Below are 23,100 nucleotides of genomic sequence, written 5' to 3' on the forward strand. Positions count from 1 at the left end.
AGAGGGAAAGAGGAGTAGAGAGTTATGACTTGGAACAAGCAGACCTTGATCAAAATGCTGATGACGGCCGTGAGCGGGGCAGCTGTTGTCAGCGCATCGCTTCCGGCCAGGGCGGCTGAGCCCATCACCTTGCACGCCTTGATGGAGGACGTGCCGGAAACCAAGATCATTGAAGCGCTGTTGCCCGAATTCGAGAAGCAGACCGGCATCAAGGTCGAGTTTGAGAAGATCGGCTATCCTGACATGCACGACAAGCTGGTGTCGCAGCTGACCGCGCCGCAGAGCTACTACAATGTGCTCGAGGTCGACTTCCTGTGGGCCGGCGAATTTCCGGCGGCCGGCTGGCTGGCCGACCTGAAACCCTTCGTCGAGAAATCCAAATACGATCTGAGCCCCTTCATTCCCTCGACGCTTGACCTGCTCGGCCGAACCGAGGACCAGCTGTTCCTGGTGCCCATGTACAACTACTCGATGGGCCTCCTCTACCGGAAGGACCTGATCGGCGACGAGAAGCTCAAGGCCGCCTACAAGACGGCAACCGGCAAGGAGCTCGCTTTGCCGACGACGCTCGAAGATTATGTGGCGATTTCCAAATTCATGAAGGCCAATGCCGGTGTCGCCGGGGCCGCGATGCAGGGCCAGCGCGGCGATCCCAACAGCATGGAATTCTCCAACTACCTGTTCTCCGCCGGCGGCAGCTATCTCAATGCCGACGGCAAGGCGAGCCTCGACACGGCAGAGGCCAAGAAGGCGCTCGATCTCTATGTCGACAATCTCCAGCACGGCGCCCAGCAGGGTGCCGTGTCGGCCACGCTCGACGACACCATGCGTCTGATGTGCAGCGGTTCCGCCTTCAGCATGGTCACCTATTGGTGGATGCTGCCGCAGATGGACGATGCCGTGAAGTGTCCGACGGTCGCCGGCAAGGTCGGCCTGTCGGTGATGCCGGGCGGCCATGGCGAGAGCGGCGGTTGGGGCTGGGGCATTCCCAAGAACACGTCGCCGGAAGAGCAGGAAGCCGCCTGGACCTTCATCCAGTGGGTGCAGAGCAAGGATGTTTCGGTGAAGCGCGCGCTCGAGGGCCACGCGCCCGTGCGCAGCGATGTCTATGCCGATGCGGCGGTGCTGGCGAAATATCCCTTCTACAAGACCGCCCAGGATGTGGTGGCGACCGGCAAGTCGTTCCCGATCTTCACCTATTCGGCGCAATACGAGGATCTGCTCGGTACCCAGCTTTCGCTGGCGGCTGGCGGCCAGGCGACATCGGACGCGGCGCTGAAGGCAGCTTCCGACGGCCTGCAGGGGCTCCTCGACAAATAGCGGTCCGGCTCGGCAAGGAGACCCGGCGCGGCGATGTCAGCCGCGCCGGATTTTCCAGACCCCGGATCTTGACGAGATCAGCAACGCCACCCCGACCAAGGCTCGGCCACGATGCACAATGCGATCAAAAAAGGATGGGCTGCCCGTGGCCGCGAGTGGCGGACCGGCTGGGCCTTTGCCTTGCCCGGCCTGCTGCTGCTGGCGATCGTGATGGGCTTTCCCCTGGCCTATGCCTGCATCCTCTCGATCTCCTCGATGACCTTGATCAAGCCGCAGCTCCTGCCGCTTGTCGGGTTCAAGAATTTCGCTTCGATGATCGGCGATGAGCTGTTCTGGAACGCGCTCTGGCTCACCGTGCGCTATTCGGCGGTGACCGTGGTCGGCGAATTCGTGATCGGGCTCGGCATTGCCCTGATGCTCAACCGGACGGTCCGGATGAAGCCGGTCTATTTCGCGGTTCTGACCATTCCCATGGCGATGTCGCCGATCAGCGTCGCCCTGATCTGGCGCATGCTGCTCCAGCCCAATCTCGGCATCGCCAATCATCTCATGGAGATATCAGGCCTGCCGCGCCTCGACTGGCTAGGCACGCCAGGCATGGCACTCTGGACGATGGCGGCGATCGACATCTGGCAGCAAATGTCCTTCGTCGTGCTGATCCTCGCCGCGGGGCTCGCCGCTTTGCCGCGCGATCCCTATGAGGCTGCTGAAGTGGACGGCGCGCGCGGCTGGCAGCAATTCCTCTACATCACGCTGCCGATGCTTCGGCCGGTCGCGGCGATCACCATCATCATCCAGCTGATCAACGAATTCCGGACCTACGATCTGCCCTATGTCCTGACCAAGGGCGGGCCGGGCAACGCGACCGAAGTGCTGAGCTTCTTTGCCTATCGCCGTGCCTTTCTCGGCCTTTCGCTCAACGAAGGCGCGGCAGCCGCGTTCGTGCTGCTGCTGATCGTGCTTCTGCTCACCGTGATCTTCTTCGCCGTCCTCGAACGCTCGCAATCGGGAGAGGGCCGGAAGTAGGGTTGTTAAGCCTTGCGCAATCTATGCGGCCTATCCTGGCCTGCAGATTGTCGAGGGAACATGAAACGCAAGCCGCTCCTGCTTTTCGCCTTTCCGTTTCTCATTCTGGCGGTCCTGGCAGGGGAGCGCATGGCGACCTTGTTGCTGGGCATCTATCCAGCCAGCCCCACCGCATGGTGGCTATGGCTTGAACTGCGCCCCTTGTCGACGGTGCTTTGGCAGCAGGTGGATGTCTGGCTGGGCGGTTCCATGGCTTTCGAAGCCGCTATCCTTGCCGCCGCATCGATCGTCTGCTGGATGGCGTGCCACGCCAAGCGGTCGGCTTTCTTCTTCCTCGCCAACCATATCGCCCTGATTTTCGCCGGGCTGATGATCGCGGTCGGCAGCCATTCGGAAACGGCAAGCACGATTGCCGAATTCACGTCGCCCAAGGGTCTTCCCTATTCGCTGGCCGTCGATTTCACCTTCAAGAACAGCTTGGTGCTGCTTTTGGGCTTCGTGGCCTGTGCCTACTGCCACATCGCCTTCCTCACCGAGGCGCGGGAGCGGTCCGTCCGGGCCATCCGCATCCTGGCGCTGCAGCGCGATCTCTAGATCGTTCGCCACTTACACCTTGCACGATCCGGGCTCTGCTGGGTCTAGTTGATCCGGCGGTAATAGACCTTGCCGTCGGGCTGCTGGATGCGCTGGTAATTGGAGCTGGGAGCAGGGGGCGACGCCGATGCGATTCTCCTCCTGGGTGCGGGCGCTTCGATGACGCCGGGTTCGCTCGCGCTCTCGCCGCCGAGGGCTTCGGGCGCTTGCGCCAGCGTGCTGGTGGCGATTTCGGACGGTTCTTCCACGCCCGGCATGGCCTCGCCGCCGGCGACCGGCATAGTCTGCCCAAGCCGGGCAATGCTGGCATCGATCTCGTTGAAGCTGCCTTGCAACTGGCTGTCCAGTTTCTCGAACCGGCTCTGAAAACCGTTGTTGACCGTGTCGAGCCGGGCTGCGATCCGCTGCTCGAATGCGCCGAGCTGCTCCAGCCGCGCCTCGACGAAACGCAGGTCGCTCATGCCCCGATAGAGATAGACCGCGGCCGCCATGTTGACTGCGGTGATCAGAAGCGCGCCGCCGGCGACGATGACGGCGATCGTCTTTGCCTTGCTGGGTTTCCCGGCGGCAGCCGGTTCGCGCTGTTCCTGGTTTCCGATATCGATCGCCGGCATGTCCGGTTCGCTGATCATCGTCATTGGACCACCACCTTTGCGCCGACCGCGACGCGTTTGAAAAGATCGATCACATCCGTGTTGGTGAGGCGAAAACAGCCCGATGTCCCGTCGAAGCCGACACCCGACGGGTCGTTGGTGCCGTGTATGCGGTAGAGCGTGTCGCGCCCGTCCCGAGACAGGTAGAGCGCCCTTGCGCCGAGCGGATTGTAGGGGCCGGCGGGCACCATTTTCGGCAGCTCCGGCTGGCGGGCCCGCATTTCCTGCGGCGGGCGCCACTCCGGCCATTCGGTCTTCGCCCCCACCTTGACGATGCCGGTCCAGCCGAACCCGTCGCGCCCGACGCTGATCTGGTAGCGCAGCGCCTGGCCCTGGCGGGTCACCAGGTAAAGCGCCTTCTCGTCCTTGCGGATGATGATCGTTCCCGGCTGCTCGGCGGTTCTAAAGGCGACGGCCTTGCGCAGGCTGGGCCCCATCGCCGGCAGCGGCGGCCGCTCCGAAAGTGCTGATCGCGCCTCGGCGAAGCCGTGGACGGACAGCGCCAACGCCATGCCGAGCACGCAGGCGCCGGCGAGCTTTGGGGCGATCCGGTATCTATCGGGCAGCGTCATCGAGCCGCTCTTTGAACATCCGCTTCAGATCCTTGTTGAAGCGCGCCCGCCCATCCACTTCGGAAGGCGGGATGGCCCTGTTCAGCGCATCGGTCAGAAGCGCGTTGTCGAGCGCGACCGACTTGATGTGCGGCGCCTTGAAGATCTTTTCGAGCTCGCTGCGCGAAAAATGGTTCCCGAACCATTTGCGCTTGTGCTTGTTGGCGACCAGCGTGATGCTGACCGCATTGCCGCGCAGCTCGCGGATCTTCTTGTAGAGCCGCTTGCCTTGCCGCAGCGACGCGACATTGAGTTCGAACACGATGAAGATCTCGTCGCTCGTCGACAGCACGGAATTGTGCCAGGGCGTTTCCAGATTGGGCAGGTCGATAACGATGTCGTCGAAGCGGTAGGCGACGAGGTCGAGCAGGCGGAAGACGAAATCGCTGCCATGCGGCTCGAACGGCAGTTGCGGCCGCTCGAATGCATAGAGGGTGAGGCCGGACGGGCGCGACAGCTTGATGACGTCCATCAGCTCGACATCGAGCCGCTCCGGCTGGCCGATGATGCCGGCAAGGTCGAACTGGTTGAACAGATTGAGATAGGCGCCGCAATTGGCGCTCTGGAAATCCAGGTCCACGAGACAGGTGGACGCCGCGCGCTCGCCCGATTTCGACGCCAGGAATTCGGCCGCCGACAGCGCCAGCGTCGTGGCGCCGGCGCCGCCGCTGGCGCTGATGAAGGTGATGATCCGGCTTTTGGTTCCCTGGTTGCCGGTGTCGTGGAAGGTCACCGCATTGAGCAGTTCCTTGCCGTCGAGCGGCTTGTGCAGCCAGTCCGAGGCGTTCATGCGCACCAAAACGCGCGTCTGCTCCGAGCTCAGCTCGTCGGAAACCGCGATCAGCGGCACGCTGGCCCACAGTGCGCGCGCCTCGACGATGCCGGGCCTGCCGAGCAGCTCGCCATTGCCGAGATCGAGGATGACGATGCCCGGGCGTGTGTCCGCCGGCGGTCCTTTCAGAAAATCGCTCGTCTCGGAAACCCTGACGTCATAGATCGCCAGCGCATCGAGCCGCGTCGCCACATCGCGCTTGAAATTCGGATCCGACGAAAACAGCGCCACCTGCTTGCGCTTGGTCGGCGTAACCTTGGTGTTGATGGCGTTCATGGCCAGGTACTCTTCATGTCTTCGCCCGTGACCGTGCTCAGCATGGAGGGCATTGTGATGTTGTTGAAGCCGAGCAGTCCGCCCAGGAAGAAAAACTGGAAGGGATGGTTGGTGATGCTCACCGTGATGGTCGGCACCGGTCCGCTGGGACGCGTCCAGTAGCCGAGGCCGGAAGCCTGGTATTGAATCCTGACTTCGGACTTGGCCAACATCGGCAGGAATGTCTGCATTCCGGGCCGGCTGCTGTTGCCGCTGAAAATGAAATTAAAGGCATCTTGGCTTACATTGAGGTTCTGGCACGTAGCGCCTGTGCCGCAAACGCAAGAGACGCTTCCAGCGGTGTTGGCGGTGCAGATATAGTTGTAAGTGTTTGCGGGTACCGCAGTGCCGACTTTAGTTAGGTCGGTCTGCGTTATCGTCTCGGCCAGGAGCCCGCTGGCGACAGGTGTAGAAATCTGCGCCAGCCTTGCGCCGGCTTGCACCGCCTTATTCCCGGCATTCCATTGGTAAAAGGCGTAGCCGAAATCGATGAAGCCAAGCAAAAGCGTCAACAGCAGCGGCATCACTATGGCCATTTCGACCATTGTCGTTCCGGACTGGCTAGCCCAAAACTTGGTGCGCCCCATCACCATCCAATGACCCGTTCCTGATGGGATACACTGAGGGTCAGGGCTCCAAAGCCAAGATACGACCAGAATCCAACGTCCGGATAAGAATAGGAGGTGCTGACGTCCACGACATCGACTTTGGTCGTGCTGCTGAGATAAAGTTGCGTGCCCGTGGCGGCATCAACCGCGTCCAGCGAGACCGCCTTGGTGATGTCAACCGCCGCCGGCAGCCATCCGGTCACTCTGGCGCTGCCGTTAGCGACCGCCCCATTGGCAGCAAGGTTCTGGGCTCGGCCCTTGCAAGTCGCCCAATCGCTGCTGCATCGTGCCATGTAGCGCCCCGCATCCTCAACGCCAGCTTCGAGAAGCATCCGCGTATTCAGGATGTTGGAGAACTCGAACACACCGGCCGATAACAGCAATACGAGTGGTATCGTGATCGCGGCTTCCACCAAAGCGGCGCCACTTTCGTCGCCTTGGAACCGTCCAATGATTCTGCGGAGCCTGGTCATGTCAGCGCTACCGATACAACTGGGCTTCGTTGCGGAATGCTTTGTCTACCAGGGTGTTGTTGGCAAATCCGCCATCGACATCGACGATCTCAAGGCTGATAGCCTTCTCGGCGCCTGTACCGTCCGGATTGTCCTCGTCGTTGGGATTCACCTTCTGGATAGGGTTGTTTATGAAGACGCTTGCATAGCCATCCGGTCGGACTGCGGTGTGGCCGTTCAGCTTCGCCTGGTTTGCTTTGCAATCGATAATGGCCATGTTTATCAGCCGGCGGCTCGGATCCGCCTTGGTGAGGTCCCCCTTGTAGCAGGAAGGCGTTCCAACTTCGTTCGAAGGCCCTTTCGATTTGTCGCCCACGATTCCGGCCGCGATTTCATAGTTGTAGACATCATACCTGGAGGCGGGAACGTTCCGCTTGAGAGGGTCGGTCTTCGCCGGGAGGTTTGGATACGCTGCGTTCTTATGATTGGCGGCCCAGTAGGCGGTCCAGAAGGAATTCGCCGCGATCGGCAGCGTCATGCCCTTAGCGGAGTCATAGCCGGTGCCATCCGGGAGAGGCAACGCGGAACCATCCGTCGCGACATCAAACTTGTTGCAATTGCTGTTCTTGCTGGCCCCCTTGCGGACATTGCTCGCCGGGCGGTAGCCAAGGTCTGTGTTATTTTTCAGATTGCCCTGATAGAGATCGAACCGGACATTCAGGCCAGTATTGACCTGACCCAAGGTGACACCCGTTTTCGTGGTCAGCGAAGTGCGGCTGTAGCAGGTGCCGGCGGTCCCCTTGGCCATCCCCTCCTGTATCGAGGTCAGGCCGTTTTCCAGCAGGCCAAAGTTGCCCGGGCCGGGGTTGCTATCGACTTTCAGAATACGAAATTCGCGGCTATAGGTGTCCCCCGACGCGAACGCCTGCTGGATCGTTTTGCTGGTCAACGGGTCGGTCGTCTCGAACGGATTGCACATGAAGATCGGCACCGTTTCGCAGATCGACTGGACAAATCCGGCCACAGCCTGAGGTCTGATGTCGAATGTGTTGCTGCCGCTGACAACGCTTGCCGGAAAGATCGCTTCGAAGGCCCCGGCACCATCCGCCAGGCCGGACGGGTTCACGGTCACCAGTGAGAATGTCACGGCTTTAGGGTCGGTGCTTGCCCAGTTCACACCATTGGCGTCGACACCAGCGGCACTCAACTTGATGCTGTCGTCGGCCGGTATCCCGGTCAAGTATGTAACGGTCACATCGGCTAGAGCGAGTGTATGATCGCCTGCCGTTGAAAACTTGGTCTTGTTGGTGAGAAGGGTAGTCTTGGCCAGATTGGCTCTGGTGATCGAATCCGATCTGCCATCCAGTTCCGCTGCCGTTGCCAGAGCAAGGGCATCAACTCCCTTTTGCAGATCGTTGTGAAGTCCGTTGGCTCGGCTCATATCGATGGCCAGCAGAGCGAAGCCGATAAGCACGGGCAGCATGATTGCCACGAGGATCATCGCGATGCCGCGTTGATCGTTCCAGAAGGCACGAATGGTCCCCAACATGACCTTACTCTCTGCTTTCCTGCGCCAGAGCCCCTCGCATGCCCGGCGCCCTGCGCATCCCTTCGTTCAGTTCACTGTGTCACACCCGACCCGCCGACATTGACCGTGATCGCTGGTGGCGGCGGCGGTGGCGGTGGATATTTGTAGCCTTGGGCAACGGCTGCGGCGCGTGCGCCGTCGCCTTCGATATGTGTGTTTCGGGACGCCGGGTTGAGCGGGTCGACCGTCTGCAGCAGCGAATTGAACTTCTGCGTGTCGCCGGCGGCCAGGGTCACCGAATCATAATGGTTCAGATAGTCCGCGGCGCAGCCCGACAGGGCGCTGGCGCACAGAATGAGGATCAAGGCGCTATTTCTTGACATAGAGCATCTTGTCCTTCGATTTGAAGTCGAGCATGTGGCCATAGGGGCCGGTGACGCCTTCGCCGGTTTCATATTTGCGGACCATGTCCTTGGTCACTTCCAATTGGCCGAGCACGAAGAACTCCGGATCGTTGGCGGGCCGTGTCTTGTCGAACGGTGTCGCCAACTGCTCCCCAGGCTTCACCGGCCGCACGATATGCGGCGTGACGATGACGACCAGCTCGGTCTCTTCCTTCTGGTTGCTCGAACTGCGAAACAGCGTCCCGATCACAGGCACTTGGCCGAGCCAAGGCACCTGATCCTGGAGCTTGGTGGTCTTGCTGGACAGAAGCCCGCCGACGGCGAAGCTCTGGCCGTCGCGCAATTCGACGACGGTCGACAATTTGCGGTTGGTGAAGATCGGGTCGCCGGCGGTGGTGAAGCCGGTCAGGTCACTGACCTCCGGCGCCAGGTTCATATGAATCTTGCCGTCGTCGAGTACGACCGGCGTGAACAGAAGATTGACGCCGAATTGCTTGTACACGATGTTTACCTGGCCGTCCTTGTCCAGACTGCGAATAGGCACTTCACCACCGGCGTTGAAGCTGGCCTGCTCGCCGGAAAGCGTGGTGAGGTTGGGGTTCGCGAGCGTGCGCACCGCGCCTTTGGACTCGAGCGCCTCTATGATCAGGTCGACCTTGATGTTGCTGTCGATGACGCGCGTGATAAGCGCTCCGAAGGGCGCCGAGTTGGACAGGAGGCCGCTGAGCAGACCGCCCGGTCCGAGCACGACACCGTCCTCGTCAACGGCAGCAACACCGGTACCGGTACGGGTTGTGCCATCGCCGTTCCTGCTTTTGATCGACACGCCGAGGTCGCGGCCGGTGTTGCGCTTGGCTTCCAGCACGCGCACTTCCAAATTGACCTGCTGGCTGTCGTCGACGATGACGGAGTTGATGACGGCATCGGGTCCATATTGCTGCGCAACCGCCATGATCGCCGCCAGCGTAGCGCCATCTTTCACATGCCCGCCAAGCCTGACCCTGCCATTGACCGAGCCCACTTCGATGCGCGACTTTGGCGCGACCTGGCGGATCGCCTGCGCCATGTCGCTGACATCGACGCCGACCTCGATCTGGAGGGCGCCGAGCGAGCGCTTATCGGTGGAGAACAGATTAACCGTGGTGGTGCCGGCGCCCTTACCGATGACGTAGAGCGTGCGGTCGGTCATTGGCTGGGCATCGGCGATCTTCTCGTCGCCAACGACGATGTCGCCCAGATTGGCACTCACCTGGATCGTCACCGATTGCGACATCGGCAGGAAAATCCGATGAACGCTGGGGGTCGACACATCGATGAAGCGGTCGGCCGCATTGGCCGCCAGGCCCGACAGCAACAGCGCCCCTAGGCACGACAACGCGGCCGTCGCTATCCCTAAGCAATATCCCCGCATCCCCGTCTCCCCACTCGCTGCCGGTGGCAGTCCCGTTTATTAGCCGCACCTTATCATGGTTGTCGCGGCACGTCATATGTCTCGAGCTTCACACCCCGAAAAACGCCGATCGTTGCCCGCGCCGGCGGCTCAGGCTGCACATATTTGACCACTTCCTTGACGACCGGCTGCGGTGCCGCCATCACGATCGGAGCAGGCTTTACCTTGCCCAACTCGTCGAGGCGGCTTCCCACCCGCTCCACAGCCTGCGTCAACCCGGCAATCTTGTCCTCGGCGCGCTTGCGCTCGGCTGTAGCCTCCGCTTCGGCCGCTGCCTTCCTGTCGAGCTCCGCCTGCCTGGCGGCGACATCGGCCGGCGTTTCGCCGGTCAGGTCGGAAAGCGTCACCCGCTCGGTCATTTCGCCCTTGCTGGCGGCGGCCTGGCGAAGCGCCAGCGACAATTGGCCGGCGCCTGCCGCAAGCGTCAGCTTCTGCGCGTCCTTGGTGCTGGCTTCCAGCGTTACGGACTTCACCACGGTTGGGCTGTCCTTGCTCACATCGGCCACCTGGTCGATGGCGAGCACCTTCATGCTCTGCAGCAGCACATCGACGAAACTCTTGTCCGCTCCATCATCGCCGCGCACCGTTCGCGTCAGCAGCACATCGACCCGGTCACCCGGGAAGACGAAGCCGGCGACGCCGAGCACGTCGTTCACCCTGATGGAAACAGCTTTCATGCCTTCGCCAAGCACCGCCGAAAGTGTGGCGCGTTGGCCTGGCCCAGTGATCTTGCTGGCGAGGACTGGTTCGTTGGTGCTGATGGTCTGAAGCGCTTGCCTTGTACCTTCGCCGGCCAAGGCTTCCTTTGTCGTCTTGAAAGCGCCTGCCGGTATTGCGCCCGCCGGCCATGCGACTTCGCGCAATGTGTCCGCACTCAGCGCATCGCCGAATTTCAGTGGTATCGCCGCAACCACGACAGTGCTGCCTTGAACAATACCCGTTTGCGCCATGGCGCTTCGCTGGCCAGCCAGCCAGATATTGACCAGCACAACCGCCAGGACACCGAAAATACCGGCAAGAACGATCATGATGAGTGTGTTCGCGCGCATGGTCCCAAAAACCCCAAGAAAGGCAACATATCGGGCAACAGGGACCCGGATCAGATCCGGGTCCCGATTGGAAAATGATCAGGGACCAGGAGTAGCCGTAGCAACAGTACAGTTCGTCACGCCAGCAACGCCCGTCAGCTTGCTGCAGAGATTGGTGAACGAGCCGTTCACCCACACTCCGATAGCGATGATCGTCACGATCGACGCCGCGGCAATGATGCCGATGAGGATGGAATATTCGACCATGGCAGCGCCGTTTTCATCGTCGCGGAACTGCCGGGTCATCGTCATGAGCTTCTTCATGTCAATTTCTCCCTTTGGAGGTTGGAACCCGACGAGACAGAGCAAGAGATGAAATCCATACCCAAGCATCCCCCGTCATCTCGATCCTAGGTCCCGAGAAAATGCAGAGTCAAACGACATTAAGGGTTCCTTAACTTTCATGTACCTGATTCGGCAAGAAGGTGGCAAAGTGAAATCTTATCAAGGGATTGATTCTTTTCATTTTTCGATCGCCCTTAACCATTCATTCACAATTTAGCCGCTCATGTGGCGAAACCGTGGAAGCATTAGAAGAAATGCATATTCCTTTATATCTAAGGACTTAAGCGGGAGTTTTGCTAATTTTCGCGGCGCGGGCGCATGAGCCTGAGAGCTGAGGATAAATTTGGGGAACTCCGCATGCCCTCTGCACCAAATAATCAAGGGATTTGCGGTCCTTGATCTTAACTATGCCGAAAGTAATGGCTGTGCGCCGGGCATCCAGGCGCTTGTGCGCTCGTTGGTTAACGTTTAGTTTCCGCTAATGCGTGTCCGAGGGGAGTATAAGCAATTATGCTGGGACGGTTCATCAAGGGGCCAAGCGAACAGCAGGCAGTGACAAAGGTCGAGCCGCTGGCGGTGCAGCCTGTTGCTCCGGCTCTTCTGCCAGCCGTTGATATTCAATCGCATGGTGACGATTTCCTGACGATCAAGGTCGAGCTGCATCGCCACTTGATCGACCGGTTCAACCTGACCGCGCTTGAAAGTGCTTCCAAGGATGAGATCCTGAACGAGATCCGTCCAATCGTGCGCGAGTTCGTTCGCGCTCGCGCGGTGCCGCTGAATGCGCGCGAACTCGATCAACTCACCAGCGACACCGCCGACGAGATGCTGGGCCTCGGGCCGATCGAACCGCTGCTCAAGGATGATTCCATTACCGACATCCTGATCAATACTCACAAGCGCGTTTTCATCGAGCGGCGGGGCATCGTCGAAGAGACGCCAATCCGGTTTCGGGACGAGGCCCATCTGCTGCGCGTCATCAACAAGATCGTTTCGGCTATCGGCAGGCGGGTCGATGAATCGTCGCCCATGGTCGATGCCCGGCTGGAAGACGGCTCACGTGTCAACATCGCGGTGCGGCCGGTCTCGGTCGACGGCCCGCTGGTATCGATCCGCAAATTCTCGAAGAATCCCTATTCGCTCGAACGTTTGATGGCATTCAATTCGATCCGTCCGCCGATGATCGACCTGCTGCGGATCGCAGTCCAGGCGCGCAAATCGATCCTGGTTTCGGGTGGCACCGGCAGCGGCAAGACAACGTTGCTCAACGCCTTGTCGAGCTACATCCCTTCGAAGGAGCGGCTGATCACCATCGAGGATGCGGCAGAACTGCAATTGCAGCAGCCGCATGTCGGCCGGCTCGAGACGCGCCCGCCCAATGTCGAGGGCAGGGGCGAGGTTCGCCAGCGCGAATTGCTGAAGAACGCGCTGCGCATGCGACCGGACCGCATCATCGTCGGCGAGGTGCGCGGCGAGGAAGCTTTCGACATGCTGCAGGCAATGAACACCGGCCACGAAGGCTCGATGACGACAATCCATGCCAACACGCCGCGCGATGCGATCTCGCGGCTGGAGCAGATGGTCGGCATGGCCGGCATGCCGATGACGCATGATTCGATCCGGGCGCAGATCGCCTCCGCCATCGACATCATCGTCCAGACACAGCGTCTCTCGGATGGCGGCAGGCGTGTCACCTCCATATCGGAACTGACCGGCATGGAGGGCAATGTCGTGCAGCTTCAGGAAATCTATCATTTCGTCCGCCGTGAGGTGACGGCCGAGGGCAAGGTCGTCGGAGACTTTCGCGCAACCGGTGTCCGTCCGCGCTTCGCTCCAGAGGCGGCGACGCTTGGCCATCATTTTGCCAAGGACGCCTTCAACCCGCAGGTTGCCCTCTGATGCCGACTGGTCAAGCTCTGCTATACTTCATCTACATGCTGGCGGCAGCCTCGGTCATCCTCGCCGGCGAAGCTCTTTATCTTTCATTTGCCGGCCGCCGCTCTCGGTCTCTAGCAGTCAATCGCCGATTGAAGCGGCTCGCTGGCGACGTCCCGGCCGAACAAACGCTACAGGGATTGCTGCGGGAGCGTGGCCTCACTGACTCCGGCGACTTTCTTTTTGGAATGGTGTGGCTGAACAGACTCTATACTCAATCCGGCATCACCGGAAATCCCCTGACGTTCGCCGCGACATTCCTGCTCGTCGGACTAGCGATGGCGTTGCTCCTGGTACTCTTCAATTTTTCCGCTTTGGCGTCGCTTCTTATCTTTCTGGTCGTAGGGCTTGTCCTGCCGCTTCTCGTCCTCCGGCGCGCCCGCAACAAGCGAATCCAGAAGTTTGCCAAACAGCTGCCGGACGCGCTCGACATGATCGTTCGTTCGCTGCGCGCCGGACACCCGGCTTCGGTCGCCATCGGTCTGGTCGCGCGCGAAATGCCGGATCCGCTCGGCACCGAGTTCGGCATCGTCTCCGATGAGATCACTTTCGGTCTCAGCATCGAGCAGGCTGTGCGAAAGCTTTCGCAGCGTGTCGGCTTCGAGGGTCTTCAGTTGCTGTCGGTATCCCTGTCGATCCAGGCCAAGACCGGCGGTAATTTGACCGAAATCTTGTCCAACCTATCCTCGGTACTGCGAGAAAGGCAAAAGCTTCGAATGAAAATTCGGGCGCTTTCCGCTGAAGGGCGCGTATCGGCCTGGATTATATCACTGTTTCCGCTCGTCATGTTCTTGATCCTTCAACTTCTTGCTCCCTCCTATTATGGAGGCGTGTGGCACGATCAGCTCATTTTCCCAGTCTTCACCGTATTCGGGGTGTGGGCTTTGTTGGGGGATTTCATCATGTATCGAATGGTTAATTTTGATTTCTAACAGGGGCGACGAATAAAATTGTTTTCGAATATTCAGGATCTGGGTTTCTTGGTATCTATCGTCGTGTTTGCGGCGGCGGCATCTTTTTTCCTGTTCGGTGCGCTCGTCTTCCTGCCGGCTCTGCAAACACGAAAGCTCGTCGCGCAGAGCCTGATGGGCGAAGGAATTACAGACCGCCGGTCAATGCTTGGACAGGACGTGCTTGCCAAGCTTGCGGCACAACGGCCAGTCGACGCCTACTTCAAGTCGATCGAAAAGGAGCGCGATGAGCCGAATGCTTTGGAGGCGAAGCTCTTTCGTGCCGGCTTTTACAAATCAAGTGCACCGCTGGTTTACACCCTGTCCCGTCTGGTTGCAGTCTGCATTGGGTTTTTGGCCATCTATGCCCTGCTGTCGCGGGTCCTTCCACCACAGCTGCCTGGTTTCATAACCTTTGCCGGCTCTGCTTTGTTCGGCCTGGCCTGCATGGTGATTCCGAGCATCATGCTCGATCGCTTCGAGAATGGTCAGAAACGAATCTATCGCCGTGCCTTTCCCGACTTCATGGACATGATGATCACATGCGCCGATGCAGGCATGAGCCTTGAGGCGGCGGTCGAACGTGTGAGTCACGAAATGGCTGCCACCCACAAGTGGCTGGGGATCCAACTGTCTATCATGAATTTGCAACTGCGCGCCGGCAAGCCGTTGCGGGAGGCGTTACGGGAACTCGCCGATCGCATAGGCCTTGAGGAGGCGCGGGCACTAGCGGTGCTGTTCCGGCAATCGGAAGAACTCGGCACCAGCCTCACCGATGCCTTGCGTGTTTATAGCGCCGAAATGCGCAGTCAGAGAATTCTGAGTGCCGAGGAGCGCGCCAATTCACTCCCGGTCAAGATGATGATTCCGTTGGGTCTCTGTATATTCCCAGTCGTGATGGTGGTGATCATGTTGCCGGTCATCATTCGCATGAGAGGCGTTTTCTTCTAGTTTAGTATATCATTTGGCCCTAATGTGAGTCGGGGGCCCAGGGGACGGACGTATGAAGAGGGTTATCGCGGCCGCGGCCTGTCTGCTCATGGCGGTGCTTGCCGGTTGCCAGACGGCGGACACAACCGACGGTGTCGTGCGCACCAACGAGCCGTCGAAGGGCGACGTGACGTCTTTTGGCGATGCTTTCGACGGACTGAAAACGGTCGGCGACGTCGAATACTATGCCTCGGACCAGGCGGTCGCGGAAGCCAAGAACCAGTTCCGCGCCGAGAATTACGGCAATGCCGGCGCACTGTTCTTCAAGGCGACGCAACTGGCACCCAATGATGGTAACGCCTGGATGGGGCTGGCCGCCTGCACCGACCGGATCCACCGCTTCGACCTGTCCGACCGGGCCTATGCCAGGGCCTTCAAGCTGGGCGGCGCGACGCCCGAATATTACAACAATGTCGGCTATTCCTACCTGCTGCGCGGCAAGTTACAGGATGCCCGCTCGAACTTCCTCAAGGCTTACGAGCTGGCGCCCAACGACCCGACCGTCGCCAACAATCTGAAGCTTTTGTCGTCAAGCGTGCAGAACGTCGAGCGCTAGCATGTTGCTTGCCGAAGCGCTGCTGCTGAAGGTGCTCGCAATCCCTCTGCTGGCCAGGATTGCCTGGCTCGATTTCACCACCCAGAAAATTTCCAATCGCGACGTGCTGCTGCTGCTCTGTCTGGGCGCCGGGGGCCTGCTGTTGCTGTCGCTCCAATCCGGGTCGTGGTGGGACATGGGACTGAGCACCAGTGCAGGGCTTCTGTTGTTCGTCGCGCTCTTGCCCTTCTGGGCCTTGCGCAAGATCGGCGCCGGCGATGTCAAGCTGATAGCAGTCGTGCCCTTCCTGATCAGCGGCAGCGGTCTCGCGGTGTTTTCGGTGCTGCTCCTGGTTTTCGCCTTGGCCACTGCCGCGATCGTGAAAAACCCATTCCTGCTGCCGGCGGGCGCTTTTCGGCTCATCGTCCAGCATCTGGACCGCAAGGGGGTGGTGCCGTTCGGCGTGCCGACCTCGCTGGCCGCGATCTGTACGCTGGCGTTCCTGATCTACAAGAGCTTGATCCTGGCGAGCAGTTCTGGGATCCTCAATCAGCTCAACTGACCTCGACAGTTCGCGCGGCTGAACGCGCTGCGATCGACACTTCCCCGAAGCCTTCGCCGGCGCGTTGGCTGACGGAACAAACAAAACCCCGCCTGTGCGGCGGGTCACTGGCGCAAATCAGCACCATGGACAAAAATGTACCATAGCTGAGTGCAGGGAGTCAAGAAAAAATTCCTATCAGGTTGATGGCTAGATAAACAATCACAGGGAGAAGGCAGCATGGCACTTCACCTTTCGGCGGATGCTCCGGTCTCGGTCGCGGCGCCTCCACAGAAATATCTATTTGGTCCGTTCATCGATTTTTTCATGCTCGGCGGGAGCGCGTTCCTGATCCTGCCGATCCTGTTCTTTGTGCCTCTTAGATACGAGGGCGTTGTGGCGGCGGTAATGCTCTTGCTCGCCAATCTGATAAACCATCCACATTTTGCCCACTCGTATCAGATTTTCTATCGCGATTTCGGGCGCAAGGTGCGCGGCGACGGATATGACAGGAATCTCCAGATCCGCTACATCATCGCGGGCATTGCCGTCCCAATGATCATGGTCGCTTTCTTCGCCTATGGCTCCGTAACCGGCAACGCCCGCCTGCTGGGATATGCCACCAACGCGATGGGCTTTTTCGTCGGCTGGCACTACGTCAAGCAAGGCTATGGCATGCTGATGGTGGACGCGGTGCTGAAGCGCAAATTCTTCAGCGACCAGGACAAGAAAGCGCTGCTGTTCAACGGATATGCCGTGTGGCTGTTCGCCTGGCTCCAGACAAACGTGGTGATCACCGAAAGGCAGTACTGGGGCCTGGACTACTACACATTCGCTGTCCCGCCCTGGCTCCTCAACATCGCGCTCGCGGTCGCCGCTGCCTCCTCGGCGGCCACCGCCGTGATGTTCGTCAATCGCTGGCGCAAACATGGCGGCGCGCTGCCGTATAACGGCGTCGTCGCTTACGTCGTGTCGCTCTATGCCTGGATTCTGTTCGTGGCCCTAAATCCGCTTTGGCTGCTCGTGGTGCCGGCGCTCCATTCGTTGCAGTATCTGGCGGTGGTCTGGCGTTACCAGACCAATGTCGAGCGCGACCGCGCGGATGCCGTCAAGGATCCGGAATTCAGGGTGCTGTCCATTCTTGGGCCGATGTACAGGCTGCGGGTGCTGATATTCATCGTCGCCGGCACAATTCTCGGTGCTCTCGGTTTCTGGCTCGTGCCGATGGCGCTAAGTGCCCTGGTTCCCTACGACAAACAGGTGCTCGGCTCGTCGCTTTTCCTCTTCATCGCGTGGATATTCATCAACGTGCACCATTACTTCCTGGACAATGTGATGTGGCGTCGCGGCAACCCGGAAGTCTCGAAATATCTGTTCCGCTAACCCTCAGTCCGTTGGATGTTCAGTCCCGCAGGAGATCGAACATCAGCTTGAAGAAGCGGTCCGCGTCGACCTCATGGGCGATGCGGGCATTGTCCTTTTCACCGCGCTCGCCCCAGTAGTCGGCGATGGTCGCGCCGAAGGCGTAGGTGCCGGACAGGTCGACGCCGATATGGGCAGGGCGAGTGCGCACCAAGGTCGGGTCGATGGCCAGCGCCAGCGCCAGCGGATCGTGCATGGCGCCGCCGACGCCCATCGAGTTGCGGTGCAGCTTCTCGTAGAACAGCAGCCAGTCGTTGACGAGCCGGCCGAGCGGCGTGTCGATGGTGGCGAGTTCGGCATATTGCGGCGCCTCGATCAGCACCTGCATGGTGACGTCGAGGCCGACCATCAGGATCGGCACGCCGCTGTCCAGCACGATCTTCAGCGCTTCGGGATCGCAGAACGCGTTGAATTCGGTCGGCGTGATGATCTCGCTCTTGCGGTAGAACACGCCGCCCATCCAGATCAGTTCCTTGATCTTGGGCAGCACGTCGCGATGCTTGAGGATCATCAGGCCGATATTGCTGAGCGGGCCGGTGGCAACGACCAGGATCGGTTCGGGCGCGGCGCGCAGCCTGTCGGCCAGGAAATCGACGGCATGCTGGTCAACCGGCTTGATCGTCGCCTGCGGCAGGTAGGGCGAGCCCTCGAGCCCGCTCGGGCCATCGGCGGTGCCGAGCACCAGCGGGCGCGCCAGCGGGCGGTGACAGCCCTGCGCGACAGGCACGTCGCCGGCGCCGATATACTCCAGGATGCGCAAGGCATTGGCGGTCGTCTTCTCGACTTCCGCATTGCCGCAGGTCGTGGTGACGCCGATGAGTTCGATGGCCGGCGAGCGATGCGCCATGACCAGCGCGATGGCGTCGTCGTGGCCGGGGTCGCAGTCGAACAGGATAGGAGTTGGCTTGGTCATCATGTCGTCTTTCACGCCGCCCGCTCGTAGCGCGCTATGGTTTTCTTGAAGCCGTCGAGGAAACGCCGGCCGTCCAGGCCGGTGCAGATGCGGGTGGTCTTGGGCCCGCCGCCGGGCAGCAATTGCCGGCCGCGATAGGCGACGGTCTGGCCGCGCGCCAGCCTGCCGTCGAGCACGACGTCGGCGAACAGCGGCTCGGTCATCGTCGCCAGGCCGGGATCGAAAGCCAGCGCCACGGTGATCACGTCATCCATCGGGAACCCGACGAGGTCGAAGAATTCGCGCCAGATGTCGATGTAGATCGGGAAGCTGTCGGCGATCATCTCAAGGACGGGATTGTCCTTGGCGACGGCCTGCATGTCGGCGATGTCGTCGCGCGTCAGCATCGAGTCGGCGACGCGGTTGTCCTCGCAGATGTCGAGGGGGACGAGGATCTTCTCGACATCGGCGTTGAGCACGATGCGCGAAGCCTCCGGATCGGCCCAGATGTTGTATTCCGACAGGGGTGTGATGTTGCCCGGCGTCTGGAAATTGCCACCGAGCACGATCAGCCGCTTGAGTGCACCGGTCAATCGCGGCTCCTGCAACAGCGCCATCGCCGCGTTGGTCAGCGGGCCGGTCGTCACCAGCGTGATCTCGCCCGGATTGGCCATGACCGTCTCGATGATGAAATCGACCGCATGTCCCGACGTGGCCTGCCGCACCGGCGTCGGCGCCGGCGGGTTGAACTTCTTCAGGCGATCGCCGAAGCGGGCGACAAGCCGTTTTTCGAAATGCACCGGCGCCTCCATGTCGGCCTTGGCGTTGCCGACGATCGGCCGCCACGCGCCGGCGTGAACCGGGATATCGTCACGCCCGGCGAGCGTCAGCGTGTTGAGGACGACGTTGGTGACCTGTTCGATCGGGCCGGCCGCACCGGTCACGGTGGTCACGCCCTCGAGCCGGAGTTTGGGATTGACCGCTGCAAACAGCACGGCGAGAATATCGTCGCCGGCTGAATCCACGTCGAGGATTATGCGTTCCATAAAGGCTTCCTTCACTGGGGATTTTTGCCGCCGGGTTCGGTGTTCCTGTCTACCGACAGCAGTTTCCGCATCGATTCCAGCGTCTCCGCGATGATCCTTGGACGCGCCCGGTAGGACAGCGCGAACAATGCGATCAGCGCAACGACATAGGGGACGGTGAGAACCAGGTAGGACGGATAGCCAAACGTCTGCAGGCGCAACGAAAAGGCATCGGCGAAGCCGAACAGCAGGCAGCCGGCCAGCACCTTCAGCGGATCGCCGTTGGAAAAGATCAGGATCGCCACCGCCATGAAACCACGGCCCGACGACATGTTTTCGGTGAACATGGTGATGTAGCCGAGGGACAGATGCGCGCCGGCGAGGCCCGCCAGCAATCCGCACAGCAGGGATGCGATGTAGCGGACGCGGGTGATCGAGATGCCAAGCGCCTCGGCGGCTTCCGGCTTTTCGCCGACGACGCGGATATAGAGGCCGAGCCGCGTCCTGTTGTAGCAGACGACCAGCAGCGGCACGGCGATGAAGGCGGCATAGACGAGCGGCGTGAAGCCGGAGATCAGCGGCGCCCAGGAGCCGAGAAGGTCGCGGGCGCCGGGCAGCTGGACTTTCGGCAGGCCGACGATGCCATGACCGACGATCGAACCGCGCGTGCCGAAGATCGCTTTCATCAGCGAGATCGTCATGCCGCCGGCCAGGATGTTGAGCGCCAGCCCGACGACAACTTCATTGGCCTTGAAGCTCACCACCAGGACAGCAAAAACCAGGGCGAAGACGAGCGCCGCCGCAACGCCGCAGGCGACGCCCGCCAGTGCGGAACCGGTCCAGATCGAACCAAGGACGGCGAAGAAGGCGCCGACCAGCATCTGCCCCTCGAGGCCGATGTTGAAGATGCCGGCCTTGGTGGTGAACGAGCCGCCAAGCGCGACCAGAAGGATGGGCGCGGTGGTGCGAAGCGTCGCCGCGATCAGCGCGACGTTGATGAGCTTGTCTAGAATTTCCATCGCCGCTCCCCTGCCTGGCTGTCGCCGCGCTTTCTCACCAGCACCTGGGCCGACACGCTGAGGATGATCAGCGCCTGGATCACGGTGATGATTTCGCGCGACGCGCTGGTATCGACCTCAAGCAGCAGCGATCCGTTGCGCAGGGCGCCGAAGAACAGTGCGGTGAAGATGGTGGCGACCGGCGAGCCATTGGCGAGCAGGGCGGCGATCAGCCCGTCGAAGCCGAAACCGGGAGCAAATCCTTCCATGAAGCGGTGGTGGACGCCGAGCGTCTCGACGCCGCCGGCCAGCCCGCCGACGGCCCCCGAAAGCAGCAGGACCAGGAAGCCCTGCCGTTTCACGTTGACGCCGCCATATTCGGCGAATTTCGGCGCCGAGCCGACCATCGTGACGCCGTAACCCCATCTGGTGTAGCGGAAGACAAGGGCCGCGCCGACCGCCAGCACCAGGCCAATGACCAGGCCCCAGTTCAACCGCGAAAAAGTGAAGATCTCCGGCAGATAGGATGTCGCCAGGATCGGCGGCGTCTCCGACCAGCCGCCCGGCCGCTTGAACAGGAAGATGGTGAAATAGGATGTGAGCAGCACCGCCACGTAGTTCGACAGGATCGTCGAGACGACCTCGTTGGTGTTGTAGCGGGCGCGGAAATAGGCGGGGATGGCGACCCAGGCCGCGCCTGCCACGATCGCCAGCGCCAGTGCTGCCAGCGTGTGGATGCCCGCGGGCAGGGGCATGGCAAAGCCGACCCAGGCGGCGGCGAAGCCGCCGAGGAACAGCTGGCCCTCGATGCCGACGTTGAACATGCCGCCGCGCAAGCCGATGCAGGCAGCGACACCGCAGATCAGGATCGGCGTCGTCTGCAGCAAGGTCCCGGCAATCTTCTCCTGATCGCCGAAGGCGCCGCGCAACAGTGTCATGAACACACGCACCGGGCTTTCGCCGACCATGAGGATGATGATCGCGCCCATCAGCAGTGCCACGCCGATGGCGATGACCTGGCCGGAAACGGCATGCAAATGGTCTTTCATGATGCGGTCTCCGCGGCGAATTCCGGTGCGGCCACGCCTGCCATCATCATGCCGATGCGCTCCTCGTCGGCGTCATCGCCAGAGACCTCGCCCATGATCCGCCCGTTGAACATCACCAGGATGCGGTCGGCAAGGGCGGCCAGTTCGTCGAGTTGCACGGAAATCAGCAGGATCGCGCGGCCGGCGGCGCGCTGGCGCATGATCTCGTCATGAATGGCCTCCTGGGCGCCGATGTCGACGCCGCGCGTCGGCTGGTCGATCAGCAGGAAATCGGCGCCATTGGTGAATTCGCGTGCCAGAACGACCTTCTGGATGTTTCCGCCCGAAAGCCGCTTGACCGCATCGCTCGGTCCGCGCGCGCGAATATCGAAGCTCTTGATCAGCGTTTCGGCGTTTTGATTTATGGCATTCCAGTTGAGCATGCCGCCACGACTCCATGGTGCACGATGCTGGCGGCCCATCAGGGTGTTGGCCGCTATCGAAGCGTTGCGATCGACCCCGCGTACCATGCGGTCGCCTGGAACATGGGCGAGGCCTGCCTGGCGGATCGCGGCGGGCGAGAGATCGGTGAGATTCTGGCCCTTCAGCCAGGCCCCGCCATGGCTTGCCGGCCGCAGGCCCGAAAGCACTTCCGCCAGCTCCGTCTGTCCATTGCCGGCCACACCCGCGATCCCCACCACCTCGCCGGAGCGGACCGTGAAACTGGCATCGCGAAGGGCCGGCAGCAGGCGATCGTCGCGCGCCCACAGATCCTTCACTTCGAGCACTACGTCGCCGTGCAGCGAAGCGCGCGGCCGGCGGTCGAAGCTGACCTCGCGGCCGACCATCATGTGCACCAACTGGTCCTTGCTGAGCTCGGCCGTCGGCCGGGTCGCCACCTTCCTGCCGTTGCGCAGCACCGTCACCGTGTCGGACACTTCCATCACCTCTTCCAGGTGATGCGAAATGAAGATCACCGTCATGCCCTCGGCCACGAAGCTGCGCAGCGTCTGGAACAGTTCGCGGCTTTCCTGCGGCGTCAGCACCGCGGTCGGTTCGTCGAGGATGATGGTGCGCGCGCCGCGCACCAGGACCTTCAGGATTTCGATGCGTTGCTCTATGCCGACCGAGAGCAGCCCGACGCGCTCGGTCGGATCGACCTGCAGGCCGAAGCGCTTCGACAGGTCGCGCGTTCGCGCCACCTGCGCAGCGTGGTCGATAAGTCCATGGCGACGGATTTCCATGCCGAGAAAGACGTTGTCGGCAACCGAGAGCGAGGGAACCAGCTTGAAATGCTGGTGAACCATGCCGAGGCCGGCCTTTATCGCGACGGACGGATCGGCGATCACGATCTCTTCACCGTTCAGCCGGATCGAGCCTTCGTCCGGCTGCAAGAGGCCGAACAGGATGTTCATCAGCGTCGTCTTGCCGGCACCGTTCTCGCCGATGATGGCGTGGATCTCGCCGCGGCGGACCGCAAGGTCGATGCCGTCATTGGCCACGAATGCGCCAAAACGCTTGGTGATGCCGGTCAACTCGACGGCCATCGCGGCATTGCTGTGGAGGGTCGGCGACCCCGGCGTGTTCGACAACATGGCTCTCGCAGATTGGACACTGA

General features: G+C 61.2%; 24 protein-coding genes. 9 read left to right on the plus strand and 15 right to left on the minus strand.

Features of this window, described 5'->3' with window-relative positions; genetic code table 11:
• Nucleotides 1-24 precede the first annotated feature (24 nt).
• From EOC83_RS14175 to EOC83_RS14185, 3 genes are all read left to right on the plus strand, one after another.
• Nucleotides 25-1,320, plus strand: a complete 1,296-nt coding sequence (locus EOC83_RS14175) for a sugar ABC transporter substrate-binding protein (protein ID WP_082826651.1) — start codon at nucleotides 25-27, stop codon at nucleotides 1,318-1,320.
• 111 nt (nucleotides 1,321-1,431) lie between these two features.
• Nucleotides 1,432-2,346, plus strand: a complete 915-nt coding sequence (locus EOC83_RS14180) for a sugar ABC transporter permease (protein WP_013530273.1) — start codon at nucleotides 1,432-1,434, stop codon at nucleotides 2,344-2,346.
• A gap of 60 nt (nucleotides 2,347-2,406) precedes the next feature.
• Nucleotides 2,407-2,940 carry a hypothetical protein gene (locus EOC83_RS14185; RefSeq protein WP_063170086.1) on the plus strand — a complete coding sequence of 178 codons (534 nt, stop codon included), beginning with the start codon at nucleotides 2,407-2,409 and terminating at the stop codon, nucleotides 2,938-2,940.
• 44 nt (nucleotides 2,941-2,984) lie between these two features.
• Here the strand turns inward: EOC83_RS14185 and EOC83_RS14190 are convergent, their stop codons facing one another.
• The 10 genes from EOC83_RS14190 to EOC83_RS14235 form a co-directional block, all read right to left on the minus strand.
• Complete coding sequence (locus EOC83_RS14190; RefSeq protein WP_013530275.1) at nucleotides 2,985-3,578, minus strand: hypothetical protein; 594 nt, start codon at nucleotides 3,576-3,578, stop codon at nucleotides 2,985-2,987.
• A complete protein-coding gene (locus EOC83_RS14195) occupies nucleotides 3,575-4,165 on the minus strand; it encodes a L,D-transpeptidase (protein ID WP_024502269.1) in 591 nt (196 codons plus the stop codon). Before EOC83_RS14195 ends, EOC83_RS14190 begins: the two co-directional genes overlap by 4 nt.
• Nucleotides 4,149-5,312 carry an AAA family ATPase gene (locus tag EOC83_RS14200; RefSeq protein WP_013530277.1) on the minus strand — a complete coding sequence of 388 codons (1,164 nt, stop codon included), beginning with the start codon at nucleotides 5,310-5,312 and terminating at the stop codon, nucleotides 4,149-4,151. The genes EOC83_RS14195 and EOC83_RS14200 overlap by 17 nt, the downstream gene beginning before the upstream one ends.
• Complete coding sequence (locus EOC83_RS14205) at nucleotides 5,309-5,896, minus strand: TadE/TadG family type IV pilus assembly protein (protein ID WP_244514262.1); 588 nt, start codon at nucleotides 5,894-5,896, stop codon at nucleotides 5,309-5,311. The genes EOC83_RS14200 and EOC83_RS14205 overlap by 4 nt, the downstream gene beginning before the upstream one ends.
• Nucleotides 5,897-5,937: 41 nt before the next feature.
• Nucleotides 5,938-6,432: a TadE/TadG family type IV pilus assembly protein gene (locus EOC83_RS14210; protein WP_063170088.1), complete on the minus strand. Its 495-nt coding sequence runs from the start codon at nucleotides 6,430-6,432 to the stop codon at nucleotides 5,938-5,940.
• A 7-nt stretch (nucleotides 6,433-6,439) separates the two neighbouring features.
• Nucleotides 6,440-7,960 carry a pilus assembly protein TadG-related protein gene (locus EOC83_RS14215; RefSeq protein ID WP_063170089.1) on the minus strand — a complete coding sequence of 507 codons (1,521 nt, stop codon included), beginning with the start codon at nucleotides 7,958-7,960 and terminating at the stop codon, nucleotides 6,440-6,442.
• A gap of 71 nt (nucleotides 7,961-8,031) precedes the next feature.
• Nucleotides 8,032-8,322 (minus strand): hypothetical protein, encoded by a 291-nt coding sequence (locus EOC83_RS14220; protein WP_063170090.1) that lies wholly within the window; start codon nucleotides 8,320-8,322, stop codon nucleotides 8,032-8,034.
• A complete protein-coding gene (locus EOC83_RS14225; protein WP_063170091.1) occupies nucleotides 8,309-9,754 on the minus strand; it encodes a type II and III secretion system protein family protein in 1,446 nt (481 codons plus the stop codon). Before EOC83_RS14225 ends, EOC83_RS14220 begins: the two co-directional genes overlap by 14 nt.
• Nucleotides 9,755-9,807: 53 nt before the next feature.
• Complete coding sequence (gene cpaB / locus EOC83_RS14230; protein WP_063170092.1) at nucleotides 9,808-10,842, minus strand: Flp pilus assembly protein CpaB; 1,035 nt, start codon at nucleotides 10,840-10,842, stop codon at nucleotides 9,808-9,810.
• 78 nt (nucleotides 10,843-10,920) lie between these two features.
• Nucleotides 10,921-11,145, minus strand: a complete 225-nt coding sequence (locus EOC83_RS14235) for a Flp family type IVb pilin (protein ID WP_063170093.1) — start codon at nucleotides 11,143-11,145, stop codon at nucleotides 10,921-10,923.
• A 531-nt stretch (nucleotides 11,146-11,676) separates the two neighbouring features.
• On the opposite strand from EOC83_RS14235, the gene EOC83_RS14240 reads away from it, so the two are divergent.
• From EOC83_RS14240 to EOC83_RS14265, 6 genes are all read left to right on the plus strand, one after another.
• Nucleotides 11,677-13,065, plus strand: coding sequence for a CpaF family protein (locus tag EOC83_RS14240; protein ID WP_063170094.1), 1,389 nt, complete (start codon nucleotides 11,677-11,679; stop codon nucleotides 13,063-13,065).
• Nucleotides 13,065-14,033, plus strand: a complete 969-nt coding sequence (locus EOC83_RS14245) for a type II secretion system F family protein (RefSeq protein WP_063170095.1) — start codon at nucleotides 13,065-13,067, stop codon at nucleotides 14,031-14,033. The genes EOC83_RS14240 and EOC83_RS14245 overlap by 1 nt, the downstream gene beginning before the upstream one ends.
• Before the next feature lie 18 nt (nucleotides 14,034-14,051).
• The gene (locus tag EOC83_RS14250; RefSeq protein WP_063170096.1) at nucleotides 14,052-15,002 is read left to right on the plus strand and encodes a type II secretion system F family protein; all 951 of its coding nucleotides are present in this window, start codon (nucleotides 14,052-14,054) and stop codon (nucleotides 15,000-15,002) included.
• A 52-nt stretch (nucleotides 15,003-15,054) separates the two neighbouring features.
• Nucleotides 15,055-15,597, plus strand: coding sequence for a tetratricopeptide repeat protein (locus tag EOC83_RS14255; protein WP_063170097.1), 543 nt, complete (start codon nucleotides 15,055-15,057; stop codon nucleotides 15,595-15,597).
• 1 nt (nucleotide 15,598) lies between these two features.
• A complete protein-coding gene (locus tag EOC83_RS14260; RefSeq protein ID WP_063170098.1) occupies nucleotides 15,599-16,138 on the plus strand; it encodes a prepilin peptidase in 540 nt (179 codons plus the stop codon).
• 219 nt (nucleotides 16,139-16,357) lie between these two features.
• Nucleotides 16,358-17,500 carry a hypothetical protein gene (locus tag EOC83_RS14265; protein WP_063170099.1) on the plus strand — a complete coding sequence of 381 codons (1,143 nt, stop codon included), beginning with the start codon at nucleotides 16,358-16,360 and terminating at the stop codon, nucleotides 17,498-17,500.
• 19 nt (nucleotides 17,501-17,519) lie between these two features.
• On the opposite strand, the gene EOC83_RS14270 is transcribed toward EOC83_RS14265, so the two are convergent.
• From EOC83_RS14270 to EOC83_RS14290, 5 genes are read right to left on the minus strand one after another with little or no spacing between them, the layout of a single operon-like run.
• Nucleotides 17,520-18,467, minus strand: coding sequence for a nucleoside hydrolase (locus tag EOC83_RS14270; protein WP_024502284.1), 948 nt, complete (start codon nucleotides 18,465-18,467; stop codon nucleotides 17,520-17,522).
• Nucleotides 18,464-19,477: a nucleoside hydrolase gene (locus tag EOC83_RS14275; protein WP_082826727.1), complete on the minus strand. Its 1,014-nt coding sequence runs from the start codon at nucleotides 19,475-19,477 to the stop codon at nucleotides 18,464-18,466. The genes EOC83_RS14270 and EOC83_RS14275 overlap by 4 nt, the downstream gene beginning before the upstream one ends.
• Nucleotides 19,478-19,488: 11 nt before the next feature.
• The gene (locus tag EOC83_RS14280; protein WP_013530293.1) at nucleotides 19,489-20,475 is read right to left on the minus strand and encodes an ABC transporter permease; all 987 of its coding nucleotides are present in this window, start codon (nucleotides 20,473-20,475) and stop codon (nucleotides 19,489-19,491) included.
• Nucleotides 20,463-21,503 (minus strand): ABC transporter permease, encoded by a 1,041-nt coding sequence (locus tag EOC83_RS14285; protein ID WP_082826652.1) that lies wholly within the window; start codon nucleotides 21,501-21,503, stop codon nucleotides 20,463-20,465. Before EOC83_RS14285 ends, EOC83_RS14280 begins: the two co-directional genes overlap by 13 nt.
• Entirely contained in the window at nucleotides 21,500-23,077 is a 1,578-nt protein-coding gene (locus tag EOC83_RS14290) for an ABC transporter ATP-binding protein (protein WP_063170102.1), read from the minus strand. The genes EOC83_RS14285 and EOC83_RS14290 overlap by 4 nt, the downstream gene beginning before the upstream one ends.
• Nucleotides 23,078-23,100 lie beyond the last annotated feature (23 nt).

This window comes from Mesorhizobium sp. Primo-A, from assembly GCF_003997175.1.
Taxonomy (GTDB): domain Bacteria; phylum Pseudomonadota; class Alphaproteobacteria; order Rhizobiales; family Rhizobiaceae; genus Mesorhizobium; species Mesorhizobium ciceri.